A 16,185-nucleotide genomic window follows, 5' to 3' on the forward strand; every position below is an offset into this window, starting at 1 on the left:
TATGAAAAAGTTTTTTTTAGGAGCTCTTGCTCTAATGTTTTTAACAGTGATTTCTTGTAAACAAGCTTCAGACAAAGCTGAAGAAGTAAAAGAAGAAGCTAAAGAAGTAGCTGAAGAAGTTGCAGAAAAAGCAGAAGAGGTAAAAGAAGAAGTTGCAGAAAAAGTTGAAGAAGTAACAGAAGGTGTACCTAATTTTAGTGATACTGCTGTTCAAGAGTATGTAGATACATACGAAAAGTATATCTCTGAATACGAAAAAATCGTAGAAAGTAAGGATATGACTGCTTTTGCTTCTCTTGGTCAAAAAGGTCAAGAATTAGCTACAAAAGCTCAGGAAATTTCTGGAAAATTAACTGGTGAAGATGCTCAAAAGTGGACTGAATATATGACTTCAACGTCTAAAAGACTTCAAGAGCTAGCTACTAAAATGACACAGCAATAGTATTCGTATTGCACTGTAAAATTATTAGATCTTATAAAAGATCAATAAAGCCATCCATTCGGATGGCTTTTATTTTTTAATCTAACCATGTTACCTTTTCCTCTATCGGTTTACGCTTTGACTTTAGTTCTTCATCTTTATCATAATTTCCGATATAAAAAAAGCCTAAACATTTCTCACCTTCATTGAGTTCAAAAAAATCATCTACATAATTGATTAACTTCGGACTACTCCAATAACATCCTACTTCATTTGCTGAGCAGGTTAACCACATATTTTGCACGGCCATTGCTGTTGATGCAATTTCTTCCCATTCTGGGATACATTCATTTATATCTCGTTGCATACAAATTGCAATTATAGCTGCGGCAGATTTACAATTATTGATAATTTTTTTATATTTAAATGGAGAGAATTTTTCATCCGGAGTAATATCTGTATATGTATTTGATAAGAAAGTCCCTAATTGGTCTTTGGTATCACCTGTTACAACTTTAAATCTCCAGGGTTCTGTTAATTTATGCGTTGGTGCCCAATTTGCATTCTCAAGTAGTTTTGTAATAAATTCTTTTGAAATAGGTTTGTCATTATATTGTCCAGGAAAAACAGATCTTCGATTTTTTATGATATCACTAATATCTATTTTATTCATATTTTTACTTTTAAATGTAAAGTTATCATTAAAATTGAGACAAACATTACTTACCACTTAATCTAGTTTCTTGAATCCTCTAATCAGATTACAAAGACGTGAGCAACTTGACAATCCAGCTTTATCAGGCACTAGGTTGCATAAAACTTTAGGTAGTTTACAGCTTATCAATACTTTATTTGGCAATCACGCATATCTGGGAGATGCAGTTTTGCGGTACTGCCTTAGCCAATCTCCACAAAAATCCTTTCATATTGTAGATTTAGGGTGCGGTGGTGGTGATTGTATTCATACTATTTCTTCAAAACTTAAGAAAAATGGTATCCAGGCTAGATTTACCGGTATTGACGGTAATCCTGAAAGCATAGTATATGCAGAAAAGAACAACAAGAGAATAGAAACTGTAAATTACATTGTCGATGATATTTTGAATCCAGAATTTGAAATTCCTGATTGTGATCTTATTATTAGCAGTCATTTTATTTATCATTTCGAAAACCAGAATTTAATTCGCTTCTTATGTAAATTAGACGCTAACAAAGTAAAACATGCAATTTTTAGTGATTTATATAGAAGTAAAGCTGCTTATAATTTATTTAAAATATTTGGTTATTTATTACCCCTCTCTTCTATTGCCCGACAAGATGGTTTGGTAGCTATACAAAGAGCTTTTACAATAGAAGAATTTGAGAATATATTACAAAATAGTAAAATAAAAACATTTAAAATTCATAAAAAAAGTTGGTTTCGTACCATTACTCATATTAACGTCTGAGTTGTAAAAAAACAAAGTAAATGAAAGATATTTTAGCTAAGAATCTTGATAAATTAATCACTACACCAAAAACCTTATTATTAACATACATTATTATTTATTTCCTTTGGGGATTAGGAATGAATCAAGTAGGTTCAACGCTTGAAATTGCAAAGTTTACTTATTGGTGGCAAATCATTTCTTGTTATATTTTATATATGGTTCCTATTTCTATAATTCTTAAGGAATACAATTTTTTTAATCAATATGCATATGGCCTTGTAGCTATGGGGATTCTAGAGTTTTTAGGGTATTGGTTACAATCTTCTTATGCCTACCCTAACAACATATTGGATCAAGCATTTAGTCCCCAAAACTTTAGTTTAGGAATGGCATTGTTCTTTGCGCTTTACTTTCCTTTAGGGAATTGGTTGATAGAGAAAGTTCATAATATAATTTTCAGGAAACAGAAGGTAAAAACTATTAGTTCCTAGGAACTATAATAAACTGCTGTTTACTTTGTTTTTTTAATCTATATCTACGTTCAATACTACTAGACCCATCCAAGTCTAATGAATCCGATACATAGGCTATCCAATCTTCTCTATGTACAATTGCATTATCGAGAATTACATCTGTAAGATCTGCTTCATTTAGTTTTGTTCCCCATAATTTTGCTTCGGATAAATCTGCTCCAGTTAAGTCGGCCTCAAATAAATTGGCGTAGGTAAGATCAGCTCCTGCTAATTCAGATTTTTTAAGATTCGCTCTTTTTAAACTGGCTCGTTTTAATATAGCCTCTGAGAGGTTTACATTATCCATCTCTGCATCTATAAGCTCACTATTAGATAAATCTGCTTTGGGCATATGAGCTCTTGAGAGATTTGAATGATTTAATTTTATATATCTTAAAAAAAACTTCTCTCCAAGATAAGCATCTTTAAGATCACTGTATTCAAAATCTCCTGTACGGAAAATATCACTTAAAGATTGTTCTCCCAAATCACTTTTTACTAAACTATAGAGTAATTGTCCTCTTTCAGGACTAATTTCTTTTTCTATAAGCTTATTCCCTTCTTTGTATTTATAAGGTTTCATTGCCCTTGAAAGACTTACAATTCGAGCTTCTAAAGTATTACTAATATTGTTAGCAGAATTAACTCCTTTATACTTCAATTCATCATTAAGATCACCTAACACATTATCCATTACAAAAACCAATGATGATCTACGTTGTGATTCAACCAAATCACTTTGATTATCAACCAATTCATTTTGGTTTTTCAGTAACATTGTTTGAAAAATTAAAACCATCGAAGGCAAAATTGCAAATAGAAAAGCAAATAATCCAATACGGGTGATCCTCCAGACTATACTCGAAGAAACGTCAGAAACGGTATCAACAGAAACGGTTTTGTATTCTTTATACTCATTGATCGCATTGCTAATACTTCTTTTAAGGCGGTTTCCAAAAATAGGTGTGCTTGATTTTCTAAACAACCACCATTTAAATTTTCTTTTCCGCTCCTTAGCTTTATTAATTTGATCCAGTTTATCCTGAAGAATTTCATTTTCTCTTTTTAACCGTTCAATATAATCTTGCTCGTTCACTATAGTATGGGTTTGGATATTTAAACGTTCAAGATATAAAAGTTATTATTACTTATAAAACACAAAGACCTTTTATTAAAAATAAAAAGCCTCAAAAACACATATAATAATGATTAAATAAACAGGTGTTTTTATTCTAGATAAGTATCAATATCATTTGCGATATCTTCGATAATAGCAGATTCTTCTTTATTATCAACAAGGTTCATTGTTTTTACCAAAAGATGTATATATGCTGCGACATATTCTTGTTTTCTTTGATCACTTACATATTCTTTTCCATCTAAAACAATAAAAGTAATCAGGTTACGTATAATCAGTTTTATATCAGAAACTTCTAATTTATTATTCATAGCGTATACTTTTGTAAGTTACTCTTTGCAGAATATCTACTAAAGTTAAAATACCGATTCATTAAAAGTGAAAACAAGATTTAATTAAACCCATTATTCCCGACAAAAAACAGACTTTATCGTTTTTAGGAGCTGAAATACAAAACCCTAACTTTCAAATATTTTAAAAAGCTCCAAGAAATAAATCTCAGAGCTTTTATAATCAGGCTGTATCTATATTTTAGGCATTATAATAAAATGCTTTTTGATCATGTTTGGGAGAAATCCCAGAATCCCCTGTATGTAATCTACGTTTCACACTTAATGTGGCAATATAAGCGCAAGTAATTAAACTAATATTATTAGGAGCACTGGTAATAGACAAAGATCCATCATTAAGGTGATTCAAACCAATATCGTTTGTATTGTTAATCAAAGACAAATTGGTACCTGTAAGATTGGTATTAATTGTATTACTGTTACTTCTTACGTTAATACTCACATCTTCAAGATGAGGGTGATGCACTGTATATGTAACATTAACGTTTCCTGATAATGTATCACAAGCATTAGATACCAATTCTACAATATTAAATGGCATTAACGCCGCTGTGTTATTTACAATCATAGCATTCAATGTTTGTCCGCTTGCCGGCAAATAATTAAAACTATTAGTTGCCTTATTGATAACCTCTCTCACTTCAAAGCGTATTGCAATTTTCTCAATATCTTTTCTATCTCCAACAGGCACTGGTATTCCTGGGTCAGAAACCGTTGGCATTGTATTATCAGTGAGTTTTGAAGTGTTAATTGCCATAAGGCCATCTGTATCTATAAAATGCCATTTCTCACTTTCTGTAGGGTCGGTCAAATCATTTGGATCTAAACCTATCTCATCTGTAAAAGTTCTTACAACTGATGTTCCAACATCTAACCATCCTTGGTCATCAAGATCTTCTAGTTCTGCAAAAATTTCTACATGGTTAAAAGGAGTTCCAAAATAGATCATCTCACCGATTTTGGTTTTTGCAAAAAGATCTTTGTCTGGCCCCGCTCCTACTATTTTGGTAAAATTAGATTCAGCTATAGCAGGCGCTCCATTAACTCCTGTTGTATCACTCACTCTAAAACGATACTCTATTGGATTGCCTTGTAATACCTTATTAGTGGTAGTTAAAGCTACCTGTCCAGTCATGCGAGGACTTCCTGTAATCGCATATTTCAATCCTCCTGCATAACCACTAGCATCAAAATCATTTAAACTTGCACCGATAGGTATCGTAAACGCATTTCCTATACCAGTCCAGGCACTTGCTACTGGAATTGGAGGAACTTCAAAAGGCACACATATCGTAATACAGAAACAAGGCCCTATATTACTACGTCCACCCTGTTCACCATCAGATCTGGTTTCTTCATAAATAATTGCTCCTCCAGAAGTCTCTACTTTAAAATATACATCAGGTCCACTATTAAAAGGTGGAAACGGTGTTTCTATATTAATTAAAGGAGACAGAAATGTCTGCTTAAAATCTCTACTGGTATAATCAATTCTAAAGTATCCATTACTATCAGTATTTGCAGAACCTAATTCATCATCTGTAATCCAATCAGCATCAAAAGCAGTCACTATAACTCCGCTAATAGGAGTTTCTTGATCTTCACAAGACAACAATCTACCGCATATTACCCAGGCATCAAATAAACCACGGATAAAACACCAAAATCGCTGAGGCAAACAATACCTCCATTCAAAAATAAAATCATTTTCAAACTCTTTCCATTTAGGTTGAACTGTAGTAATAGTAAATTGTACAGGTTCTTTATCTTTTTCTTTCTGATTAGGCACACTCTTGGTAAGTACATCAATCATTAATGGACCACCATAGTTTTGATACGAATCATCAAGAGCTACCTCATAATTACCATTTTCATCAATCTTAGTTTCTGCCATTAATAATTTTGATTTTGCAGAAACAGCCTCTTCAGTCAAAACTGCTAACGTTAATTTAGGATTGGCAGCAACATTGGCCAAACCAATTTCAAGATCTTCAACACGATAAAAACGAATTATCGAACCTACTAATGATTCTTTGCAATCTGAACATAATTCTCCAGCCAAATTGCCCTTTAAAATAAAACTCATAACTTTTGGTTTTAAGGTTTTTTAAAATTTTTATTGTTCAAAAACTAGTAACAGGTTTTGGGGAGAGAAATACAGAAGAAATCTATAAGGGAAAAAATTCTCTGAAATTTTCAGAAAAAACAGATTCTATATACTGTATAAAAAACATTACTATTTATTTATTGGTTGGATAAATTATCAAAAGGTAAACATTAGGCTATAAATAAATTATCTGTAAATCTTTTAATTTTATGAAAACCTAAATTTAGTATCTTAGTTGTTAAATCACATGTTGCGTAATCCTACAAAACAATAGACATATTCTTTAAAAAGTTCATAATTCACACAAAAAACTATGAAACGACATCTATATCTCACTTGCCTTATTCTTTCTTTTCTTAGTATCTCCTGCGCTCAAACCGAAAAACCTACGACTGAAATTTCCTGGGATACCTGGGGTGTTCCTCATATTACAGCCAATACTCTCGAAGACCTGTTTTTTGCTCAAGGATGGGCACAAATGCATAATCACGCCAATCTTATTTTAGATCTTTATGGAAGTTCAAGAGGAAAAGGAGCAGAATATTGGGGGCAAGAAAAATTATCAAATGATATTCTAATTCACACTCTTGGTTTTGAAGAGTTAGCAAATGAATGGGAAAACCAACAAGATCCCGAAATCAAAACTATATATAGCTCTTTTATAAAAGGAATGAATGCATATGCCGAGTCACATCCTGAAGCGATAGAAGAAAAATACAAAACAGTATTGCCTTTAACTACCAAGGATCTCAATATGCACAGTATGTATGTTATTTTTACTCGATTTATCGCAGGAAACGATCTGGGCAGGATTCAGGAATGGCCAGATATGGGTTCGAATACTTATGCCATCGCTCCTCAACGTTCTGCTTCAGGAAGTGCTATGCTGGTTCAAAATCCGCATTTACCTTGGTGGAAGGAGTTTTTATTTTTTGAATCCCATCTTCGTTTCAATGAGAAAAACATGTACGGTACAACACTAGTTGGATTTCCTGGAATTGCCATTGGTTTTAACGAAAACTTGGGTTGGAGTCATACCGATAATACAATCGATAATGCAGATACTTATGAATTAACTCTGGAAGATGGAGGGTATCTTCTGGATGGTGAAAGGAAAGAGTTTGAAAAAAGCTCAAAAACCATTAAAATAAAACAAGAAGATGGAAATCTGAAAACTCATGAGCTTCAATTAATGAAAACTGTTCACGGACCAGTAGTAAACAAAACTGAAGAAAAGATACTAGCACTTAGAATGGTTGGAACTGATCGCCCTAATATGTTTTTGCAATGGTGGCGTATGATCAACAGCAATAGTTTTACTGAATTTGAATCTGCTTTAAAAATGGCTCAAATCCCATTTTGGAATGTGATGTATGCAGATAAACAAGGTGAAATTTTTTATCTTTTTAATGGTTTAGTTCCTAAGCGAAGTACAGGAGATTGGGCATATTGGGATCGAGTGATTCCAGGGGGAAAAGCATCAGATATCTGGACAGAAATGCATCCATATGAAGATCTTCCAAAAGTAAAAAATCCTGTCAATGGGTGGCTACAAAATGCTAATGACCCACCTTGGACAAGTACAATCCCCATGACATTAAACCCTGATGAGTATCCAGCTTATATGGCTCCAAAACACATGTATTTTAGACCACAACGTGCTACTCGTATGATGATTGAGGATCAATCTATTACTTTTGACGAACTTATAGAATATAAACTTTCTACTCGATTAGAATTTGCAGATCGTATTCTTGATGATCTCTTTGCAGCAGTAGACAATTCTAATTCAGATAAAGCAAAAAAGGCTAAAGTGATACTTGAAAATTGGGATAGAAAAGCAGATGCAAATAGTAAGGGTATGTTATTATTTTTTAATTGGGCACAAAAATTTGGATTATGGCGAAGTGGTAATTACAAAACACCTTGGGATATTACACATCCTAACACTACTCCAGACGGACTATCAGATCCCAAAAGAGCCGTTGAACTTTTGGAAGTTGCAGCTTCAGAAATAGAAACAAAATTTGGGAAGTTAGACGTTCCTTGGGGTGATTATTATCGTATCAATTATAATGGTAAAAATCTTCCTGCCAATGGCATCGATGGTTCTTTAGGTGTTTTTAGAGTAGCCTGGCCAGGAGGATCAGATGATGATCATATGTATGTAGGCGGCGGAGACTCGTGGGTTGGAGTAATTGAATTTGGCAAACAAGTACAAGCCAAAGTATTATTAAGTTATGGTAATGCTACGCAGAAAGATTCTCCTCACAATGGAGACCAATTAGAGTTATTCTCTAAAAAAGAAATGAGAGATGCCTGGTTTACTGAAGCAGATGTAAACGCTAATACCAAAAGAACCGAAATTCTAATAGAAAATAAATTTAAGGAAAAAAAGAAATGAATCTAGAAGGTAATTGGAAAGGTTATTATGAATACTCAGATGGATACCTTTTTCTCTATTTCAATAAGTGATCTTTATATTTTCTTTAAAATGTCAATGTAGCTCTGATATAATTTTTCAAAAAATAAGTAAAAAGTCTCTATAGTATAGAGACTTTTTACTTATCGTTTTATATGAAACTTTTTATTTAATAGTAGTAGAAATTATTTTTGGTAATTCATTATACGCTAGAGTTTCTTTTGAATTAGAGCTTATTTCTTCTAAAACTTGTCTTGAAACAGCTTTTATTTTTCCAGTTTTCATGTCTATCACTTTATTTTTATAAAGCAGTGAGTTTGGTTCATTAAAAGATTTATATTCAAAAATACAATAGTTTCCTATGAAGCCAATTTTCATAAAAAGTACATCAGATCTTAATTTAGGATTAAATTCGTTTATATAGATATTTTTTCCATCAGAAAAACCAAACACTCTTCCTATTTCTTTTGCACTCTTCTTATTTATATCCAAGTAATAAAAATCAGTCATTTCTTTGGCAAAAATACCCGCCGTTTTCTTTTCTGTTTTTAACACATTGTAATCTAATTCTATAGAAGGGCTATTATTTTTAAACTCCTCAAAGTTTTTATAAATACCTTTTTTAAGTCCTGATCTTGGTATGTCTACTAAAAAATCTTGAGCATTTCCAGAAACAATTCCTATTATAAAGCAAAATCCAACTAAAAAAATATTTTTGAAACACATAACTTTTGTTTTTATCTATAGTTCAAATGTATCTAATAATCAAAAAGTTACATTGGACATGTCGGTGAAATGCAATTTTGTTTCGGTGAATGGTAATTTAATTACGGTTAATTGAAACGTTATCCACGGTTACAATACGGTAATCCCTTAGTTTACAATCTAATTCAAACACAAAAACACCATTATCAATTATAAATCTTAGTTCTTTCTCAAATTTCTTTTTGATAATAAAGGAATAATAACTTTAAAATTTTTCTTCTCTCTTTCAATCATAATCTTTTGACACGTATAAAAAGAATATTTTTCGATAATATCCCTAAATATTTCTTCTTTAGATTCTTCTCCACACTTATCTCTACTTATTTTGCTTTGAATGATCAATTGTTTTTTTTCATTAGAAGCAACATAAATCTCCAAGGGTTTCTCTTTTGAAGAAATACTATATTTCAAAACATTTTCGATAAGTATTTGCATAATTAATGCAGGAACTAAATACTCTTTAGGATTTACAGAAACAGATATATTTATATTTAGTATTTGTCCTTGGTTTATATTGATCATGAATATATAAGAATTTAAGAAGTTTAATTCTTCTTCTAACTCGATTAAATTTTCTTCTTTATTATTCAAAATATATCGATACGTTATAGCTAACCTGGATACAAAATCAGAAGCCAGATCTCTATCTTTATACATTAGTGTAGTAAGTGTATGCAAACTATTGTATAAAAAAAGCGGATTGATTTGATTTTTCAAAAACCTGTATTGAGATATCGTAGCTTCTTTTTCAAGAATATTCAAGGAGTTTTCAAGATCTTTTTTCTGTTTAAAAGACCAGTAAAAAAGATTAAAAACAATAACCACTAAACCCAGTAGTGTTGCCTTGAAAAAGTTTAATCTAAATAGTAACCAAAGATTATCTTCACTATTTTCTATAAGGAAATTCAACTTAAAAATAACTATATAGTATAATGAAGCAACAATAGGAATAAGGCCTACCAGGTTTATAACAATAATTTTCAGGCTATTGTTTACACCTAATAGTTTATGATCATTGTGCTTAGTTTCTTTTCTTAATAACCAATCATTAGTTTCTAAGGTTATTACCAAAAGAAAGAAGGCCGTAAAATAATGAAATAGATCCATCGCACTAAATATGATGGTATCATTATTTGAATGATCAACAGTTAATCTAACCAGAAAATAAAGAACGTTTATAATTAAAAAACGCAGAATATTTTTTTTTGCATAGGTTTTTAATATCATCAGAGTATTCAATACTAATTTGCCATAAAAGTATATTCTTGGTATAGAATAATCATTGACAGGCATTCTTAATTGTCATATAAGAGATTGAATTGTTTTTAATAAAGTCTGATTAGATAAAATAGCTATAGTAGATACTAAATCACTCTTCAAGTTCGTTTTTGACACTTCACTAGCAAAAACATCAATTCACATATAATAATTTTTGGTACTAAGAAAGAAGTATCAGATTTGAAGTGATATTATTAATCAGCAAACCTAGAAAATTATCTCTATAGCTACTTTAAAGCAATGAGATATAAACAAAAAGTAATCTATTATAAAGAAGTAAGATTCTTATTTTCAAATACATTAAAATTTAAAATAAATATGAAAATTCAACAAAAACAGAATAGTTTAATCTTATTACTCCTGATGTATTGCATCTACTCTTATGGACAACAACAAGATGACATATCAACTAGATTGTCACATACTTTAGAAGGTGATAGTGATGCTAACATTTTCAATTTTGATTTTACAGCAAAACTCTACAGCAAACCTTTAAAAAATGGTAGAGGTCAATTTAGAGTTGATGTAACTTCTAACTATTCTAATATTGATTATAATACTCCTGTTCTCTTTGAGGAAGATTTAGATAAGTTTTACAACTTCGGTATTTCTCTTACCTATTTTAAAGTACTGAATAGAAAATGGAGTTTTGTTGGAATCTTACGTCCTCAATTAAGTTCTAATTTTACTTCAGACATAACTTATGATGATTTTAATCCTAATGCAATTATACTATTCAATTACATCACCAAACCCGTTAATCGATTAACTTTTGGGGTCGCCTACAATCCCTATGCAGGAATTGGAGTTCCGATAATTCCTATAGCAAATTATTGGAAAAAATTTAATGAAAAAACAGAAATGAATATTGGTTTCCCCGAAACATCATTTACCTATAACATTTCACCAAAAACTTCATTAAAAGCTCTTGCCAAATTTGAAGGTTTCAATTACAACATTAGTGAAAATTTCAACCTCAATAATGAAGAAGTAGAGCGTATAAACTATAATGAAATCATTACAGGGTTAGAGTTAAAACAAAAATTATCAAATACAATAAACATCACTCTCAACACTGGATATACTGTAAACAGAACTTTTGAATTCACGGATACATCAGGTGATAAAATTTCTGGTTTTGATATGGAAAACAACTTCAATATCTCTTTAGGGTTAGGATTTAAACTTGATGCCAAAAAGAAAAAATAATCTAAAATCAGAATCTATGTATACTCTAAATACAACACTTAGAAAATCAGAACCTTCCAAGTATGTAAAACTTGACAAATTCAATAACCAATATATTGTAACATTAACTGATTGTAATGGAAAAGAATATAATAAAGGGTATGGTTATTCTGCCATTGAAGCAATCAATGATCTATATACTAACTCAAGAAGATTAAATGAACACCTAAATAATAAATACTTTTTATTCGAAGAAATGTATAGGTCTAAAATAAAAATTTATGAACTCAATCAAATCCATAGAAAATCATAAAAGTGTTTATTTAAGTCAACTTAAACATTTAAAATTTAAAAAACTTAATGGTAAATATGTTGCAATTCTAAGAGATGCAAAAGGATATGAAATCATTAAAGGTTATGGAAATACAACAGCAGAAGCTATTAATGATTTACATAGTACTTTATTATAATAATTCGGTAAATGACATATAATATCCACACTTTTAAAAAAAAGAAAAGGCTCCTTGAATGTAGGAGCCTTTAATATAGAGTTTATTCTCTTCATAATATTCTAAAAAGACGGTTGTTCTTCACTCTCTAAAACCAAATTATTTAATTAATTTTGGGATCAATTCATCTAGTAATTAAGAATGAAAAAATCACGCCCTCTTATGTTCGTGGGTACAGGTTCTGATGTTGGCAAGAGTATGCTGGTTACTGGCATATGTAGACTCTTAAAACACAAAGGATATTCTCCAGCACCTTTTAAAGCTCAAAACATGTCGCTCAATAGTTTTGTAACTCCTGATGGGTTAGAAATAGGTAGAGCACAAGCAGTACAGGCAGAAGCCTGTAAGATAGATTGCTCGACCGATATGAATCCCATATTATTAAAACCGTCTGGAGCAAACAAATCACAAGTAGTTTTACACGGAAAGCCCATTGGTGATCAAACCATAAAAGAATACTTTTTAGGAAATAACAAAGCACATTTATTTGAAGAAGCCAAAACAGCATTTTTTAGATTACAAGAAAAATACAACCCAATTGTTTTAGAAGGAGCAGGAAGCATTAGCGAACTCAACTTAAAACATCGTGATATTGTCAATATGCGAATGGCAGAGGCCGCTCAAGCTGATGTCTATCTGGTAGCTGACATAGATAAAGGTGGAGTATTTGCTAGTGTATATGGATCTATAGCATTATTAGAGCCTTGGGAGAAAAAATTAATAAAGGGAATAATCATCAACAAGTTTAGAGGTGATGTTTCTTTATTTGAAGAAGGAAAAGATATTCTTGAAAAACTTACCGGAATTCCTGTTTTAGGAATAGTACCGTATGCTATGGATATTTATATTGAAGAAGAAGATTCTGTAGGATTACAAAAAAAGAATGATACCACTATTATGGATGGAAGTGTAAATATTGCTATAGTATTACTTCCTTATATCTCTAATTATACTGATTTTAATGTATTAGAAAAAGATTCCAGGGTACATCTTTTTTATTCAAATGATCCAGAAGATATTGCTAATGCTGATATTATTATTATTCCAGGGAGCAAAAACACCATTCAAGATTTAATATTTCTTCGAGAAAAAGGAATCGCTCAAGTAATTCTTCAGGCACATCAATCGGATAAAACAGTTATTGGTATTTGCGGAGGATATCAAATGCTTGGAACTCGTATTGAAGATCCTTTAGGTGTAGAAAGTGATGTAAAGACAATTCCCGGATTAGGGATCTTTCCAATTTCAACACAATTGACAACAGAAAAAACAACCACCCAATGTGACTTTAGATTTAAAGGTTATCCAGAAATATGTAAGGGATATGAAATTCATATGGGAGAAACAACTTGCAAAAATAATGTTCCTTTAAATCAAGTTGGGCAACATACAGAAGGGTATATCTCTGAAAATTGTTGGGGAACCTATATTCACGGTATTTTGGATAATCCTGTAGTAATAGAGGATTTACTAAAAAAATTCTCTATAAGAAAAGAAGAAAATGCTTTTGATTATAAAACTTACAAAGAAGATAACTACGACAAATTAGCTCATCTATTAGAAAAACATATTGATATAGAAGCTATAATTTCTGAAATGCAACATACATAATGATTTACGGACACGGTGATGATGGATATCGTTACAACACAGAATTTAAGGCTAATTTTAGTTCAAATGTTTGGTATGAAAGAACTGCCAACACTTTAATAGACTATCTTAAGGAGCAACTACCCTCTATAGCAAATTATCCAACTCCTAATGCTGATGAATTAGCAGAAAAAATTGCCGCTCATCATCAATTAAAATCTGACAACGTACTAATAACCAACGGAGCAACAGAGGCATTTTATATCATTGCAACTTTGTTTTATGGCAAAAAAGCGGCAATAAATATTCCTACATTTTCTGAATATCAAGATGCTTGTATAAAAAATAATGTACATCTTAAGCATTATAATCGTTCAGAATTACTACAGTCTAATTTTAAGGAAGATGTAGTATATATATGCAACCCCAACAATCCCGACGGATTGAGTAATTCGATTTCAGAAATACGAGAATTATTGATTAAATTTTCTGATACCATATTTGTAATTGATGAAGCTTATATCGATTTTACTTTTAAGATCAATTCTTGTATTTCCTTATTAAAAGAATTTGATAATCTCATTATTGTTAAATCTCTCACCAAATTGTTTTCTATACCAGGATTACGATTAGGTTATATCTTATGTAATAATAAGGTCAAAGCAAGACTTCAACAATCCAAAATGCCTTGGAGTGTTAATACGATGGCAATCGAGGCTGGAAAATACATTTTTGATAATTATGACACCTCTCTTCCTGATATGTCAATACTTCTAAAATATTGCAAAGCTTTGCAAGAAAAAATTAATACCCTAGATCAGTTTACCGTAATTCCTTCTGAAACAAATTACTTTTTAGTAAAATTAAAAACACCAGATGCGGCAAAACTCAAAGATTATTTGGCATACAATCATCAATTATTAATTAGAGATGCTTCAAATTTTAAAGGATTGGATGGTCATTATATCCGTATTGCGAGTCAAGATCCTCAAAAAAATGAATTATTAGTTAATGCGTTACAAGAATGGAGTACTTAATAATAATTCCTTTATTCGTTGGATATCTGCTTGATTTGATTCTAGGAGATCCTAGGTGGCTTCCTCATCCAATACGGTTATTCGGAAATAGCATTTCATTTGGCGAAAAAAAATTAAATACTTCTCCTCATACATTTCTGAAAGGGATGATGCTAACTCTTGTTTTAGTAGCTATGGTAGTGCTTTTTTTCTATGGTTCTCTACAACTTATAATATCATATCCTCTTCTCTATTATAGTTTCACATCTATATTTGTATTCTATTCTCTAGCTAATAAAAGTTTGATCGATGAAGGCAAAGCTGTTTTTACAGCATTGCAACAAGGATTAGATCAAGGTAGAAAAAGATTATCCTGGATTGTAGGACGAGAAACAGATCAATTAAATGATCAACAAATAAAAACAGCAGTTTTTGAAACTATGTCCGAAAATCTTAGTGATGGTGTAATAGCCCCGCTTTTCTACTATGCATTATTTGGTATACCTGGAGCCATGGGATATAAAATGATCAACACATTGGATTCTATGATCGGTTACAAGAACGAACGATATATTAACTTTGGGAAGTTTGCAGCTAAATTGGATGATGTTGTTAATTATGTACCCGCCAGATTAACTGCTTTACTAATGTTAATAGTTACCGCAAAAATTCATAAAATCCCTTTTGTATTAAAGTACGGCAAACAACACTCTAGCCCCAATGCCGGATATCCAGAAGCTGCACTGGCTGCCATTCTGGATTGTAAATTTGGAGGTCCTAATTATTATCATCGTAAATTAGTTGACAAACCATATATAGGAACTAATGACCGACAAATAAAAGATCAGGAAATAAAAACCGTGGCTGCTATTAATCAAAAAGTAGCATTTGCATTTGTACTCTTAATAAGTATCATATATTATTGTATTTATAATGCATAAAAGGATTATTATAACAGGAGCTCCTGGAACAGGAAAAACAAGCCTAATTGGAGCACTTAAACAAAGTGGTTTTCACTGTCACGATGAAATATCTCGAAAAATAATTACCGAACAGCAAAAACAAAAAACAGATAAAACGCCTTGGGGAGATCTTATGGGTTTTGTGGATTTGGTATATCATCAAACGATGGAAGAGTTAAACACTCCTATTAATCAAAATATTTTTGTAGATCGTGGATTACCAGATACCATTGCTTATTTAAAGGCAAATTCTTCTCTCATACCCGAATACTTATTGAGTTTTCCATACAAAACACACTACGCTTCTACCGTTTTTTTAGCTCCTTTCTGGAAAGAGATTTATGTCAATGATCCGCAACGACCACAATCCAATAATGAAGCAATAAAAATCCATAAGTCGCTTCTCAAGGTTTATGAAGAATTAAATTTTAAAATAGAAATACTTCCCAAAGCAACTTTAACAAAACGTGTAGATTTTATAAGATCTATTATTTAAA

General features: G+C 31.3%; 17 protein-coding genes. 11 read left to right on the forward strand and 6 right to left on the reverse strand.

Features of this window, described 5'->3' with window-relative positions; genetic code table 11:
• Window position 1 precedes the first annotated feature (1 nt).
• Entirely contained in the window at window positions 2-442 is a 441-nt protein-coding gene (locus U0D62_RS13310) for a hypothetical protein (protein WP_322287796.1), read from the forward strand.
• 76 nt (window positions 443-518) lie between these two features.
• On the opposite strand, the gene U0D62_RS13315 is transcribed toward U0D62_RS13310, so the two are convergent.
• Window positions 519-1,094, reverse strand: a complete 576-nt coding sequence (locus tag U0D62_RS13315) for a nitroreductase family protein (RefSeq protein ID WP_322287797.1) — start codon at window positions 1,092-1,094, stop codon at window positions 519-521.
• A gap of 70 nt (window positions 1,095-1,164) precedes the next feature.
• On the opposite strand from U0D62_RS13315, the gene U0D62_RS13320 reads away from it, so the two are divergent.
• Both U0D62_RS13320 and U0D62_RS13325 read left to right on the forward strand, forming a co-directional pair.
• On the forward strand, window positions 1,165-1,869 hold the full coding sequence (locus tag U0D62_RS13320; protein ID WP_322287798.1) for a methyltransferase domain-containing protein: 705 nt from the start codon (window positions 1,165-1,167) through the stop codon (window positions 1,867-1,869).
• 20 nt (window positions 1,870-1,889) lie between these two features.
• Window positions 1,890-2,342 (forward strand): hypothetical protein, encoded by a 453-nt coding sequence (locus U0D62_RS13325; protein ID WP_322287799.1) that lies wholly within the window; start codon window positions 1,890-1,892, stop codon window positions 2,340-2,342.
• On the opposite strand, the gene U0D62_RS13330 is transcribed toward U0D62_RS13325, so the two are convergent.
• The 3 genes from U0D62_RS13330 to U0D62_RS13340 form a co-directional block, all read right to left on the reverse strand.
• Window positions 2,332-3,459: a pentapeptide repeat-containing protein gene (locus U0D62_RS13330; protein WP_322287800.1), complete on the reverse strand. Its 1,128-nt coding sequence runs from the start codon at window positions 3,457-3,459 to the stop codon at window positions 2,332-2,334. The genes U0D62_RS13325 and U0D62_RS13330 overlap by 11 nt on opposite strands.
• 131 nt (window positions 3,460-3,590) lie before the next feature.
• The gene (locus U0D62_RS13335) at window positions 3,591-3,812 is read right to left on the reverse strand and encodes a hypothetical protein (RefSeq protein ID WP_322287801.1); all 222 of its coding nucleotides are present in this window, start codon (window positions 3,810-3,812) and stop codon (window positions 3,591-3,593) included.
• A gap of 220 nt (window positions 3,813-4,032) precedes the next feature.
• Window positions 4,033-5,937 (reverse strand): transthyretin-like family protein, encoded by a 1,905-nt coding sequence (locus tag U0D62_RS13340; protein ID WP_322287802.1) that lies wholly within the window; start codon window positions 5,935-5,937, stop codon window positions 4,033-4,035.
• A 334-nt stretch (window positions 5,938-6,271) separates the two neighbouring features.
• On the opposite strand from U0D62_RS13340, the gene U0D62_RS13345 reads away from it, so the two are divergent.
• Window positions 6,272-8,362 carry an acylase gene (locus tag U0D62_RS13345; protein WP_322287803.1) on the forward strand — a complete coding sequence of 697 codons (2,091 nt, stop codon included), beginning with the start codon at window positions 6,272-6,274 and terminating at the stop codon, window positions 8,360-8,362.
• Between the two features lie 183 nt (window positions 8,363-8,545).
• Here U0D62_RS13345 and U0D62_RS13350 read toward each other — a convergent pair whose 3' ends face one another.
• Window positions 8,546-9,106, reverse strand: coding sequence for a hypothetical protein (locus U0D62_RS13350; protein ID WP_322287804.1), 561 nt, complete (start codon window positions 9,104-9,106; stop codon window positions 8,546-8,548).
• Window positions 9,107-9,304: 198 nt separating this feature from the next.
• Window positions 9,305-10,438, reverse strand: coding sequence for a histidine kinase (locus tag U0D62_RS13355; protein ID WP_322287805.1), 1,134 nt, complete (start codon window positions 10,436-10,438; stop codon window positions 9,305-9,307).
• Between the two features lie 303 nt (window positions 10,439-10,741).
• On the opposite strand from U0D62_RS13355, the gene U0D62_RS13360 reads away from it, so the two are divergent.
• The 7 genes from U0D62_RS13360 to U0D62_RS13390 all read left to right on the forward strand — a co-directional run bounded on the left by U0D62_RS13360 (window position 10,742) and on the right by U0D62_RS13390 (window position 16,184).
• On the forward strand, window positions 10,742-11,632 hold the full coding sequence (locus U0D62_RS13360; RefSeq protein ID WP_322287806.1) for a DUF6268 family outer membrane beta-barrel protein: 891 nt from the start codon (window positions 10,742-10,744) through the stop codon (window positions 11,630-11,632).
• 16 nt (window positions 11,633-11,648) lie between these two features.
• The gene (locus U0D62_RS13365) at window positions 11,649-11,924 is read left to right on the forward strand and encodes a hypothetical protein (RefSeq protein WP_322287807.1); all 276 of its coding nucleotides are present in this window, start codon (window positions 11,649-11,651) and stop codon (window positions 11,922-11,924) included.
• Window positions 11,893-12,081, forward strand: a complete 189-nt coding sequence (locus tag U0D62_RS13370; RefSeq protein WP_322287808.1) for a hypothetical protein — start codon at window positions 11,893-11,895, stop codon at window positions 12,079-12,081. Before U0D62_RS13365 ends, U0D62_RS13370 begins: the two co-directional genes overlap by 32 nt.
• 180 nt (window positions 12,082-12,261) lie before the next feature.
• Window positions 12,262-13,731 carry a cobyric acid synthase gene (locus U0D62_RS13375; RefSeq protein WP_322287809.1) on the forward strand — a complete coding sequence of 490 codons (1,470 nt, stop codon included), beginning with the start codon at window positions 12,262-12,264 and terminating at the stop codon, window positions 13,729-13,731.
• Window positions 13,731-14,747, forward strand: coding sequence for a pyridoxal phosphate-dependent aminotransferase (locus U0D62_RS13380; protein WP_322287810.1), 1,017 nt, complete (start codon window positions 13,731-13,733; stop codon window positions 14,745-14,747). The genes U0D62_RS13375 and U0D62_RS13380 overlap by 1 nt, the downstream gene beginning before the upstream one ends.
• Entirely contained in the window at window positions 14,735-15,667 is a 933-nt protein-coding gene (gene cbiB, locus U0D62_RS13385; protein WP_322287811.1) for an adenosylcobinamide-phosphate synthase CbiB, read from the forward strand. The genes U0D62_RS13380 and cbiB overlap by 13 nt, the downstream gene beginning before the upstream one ends.
• Complete coding sequence (locus U0D62_RS13390; protein WP_322287812.1) at window positions 15,660-16,184, forward strand: AAA family ATPase; 525 nt, start codon at window positions 15,660-15,662, stop codon at window positions 16,182-16,184. Before cbiB ends, U0D62_RS13390 begins: the two co-directional genes overlap by 8 nt.
• Window position 16,185: the final 1 nt, after the last annotated feature.

The organism is Aquimarina callyspongiae, from assembly GCF_034322225.1.
In the GTDB taxonomy this organism is placed as follows: domain Bacteria; phylum Bacteroidota; class Bacteroidia; order Flavobacteriales; family Flavobacteriaceae; genus Aquimarina.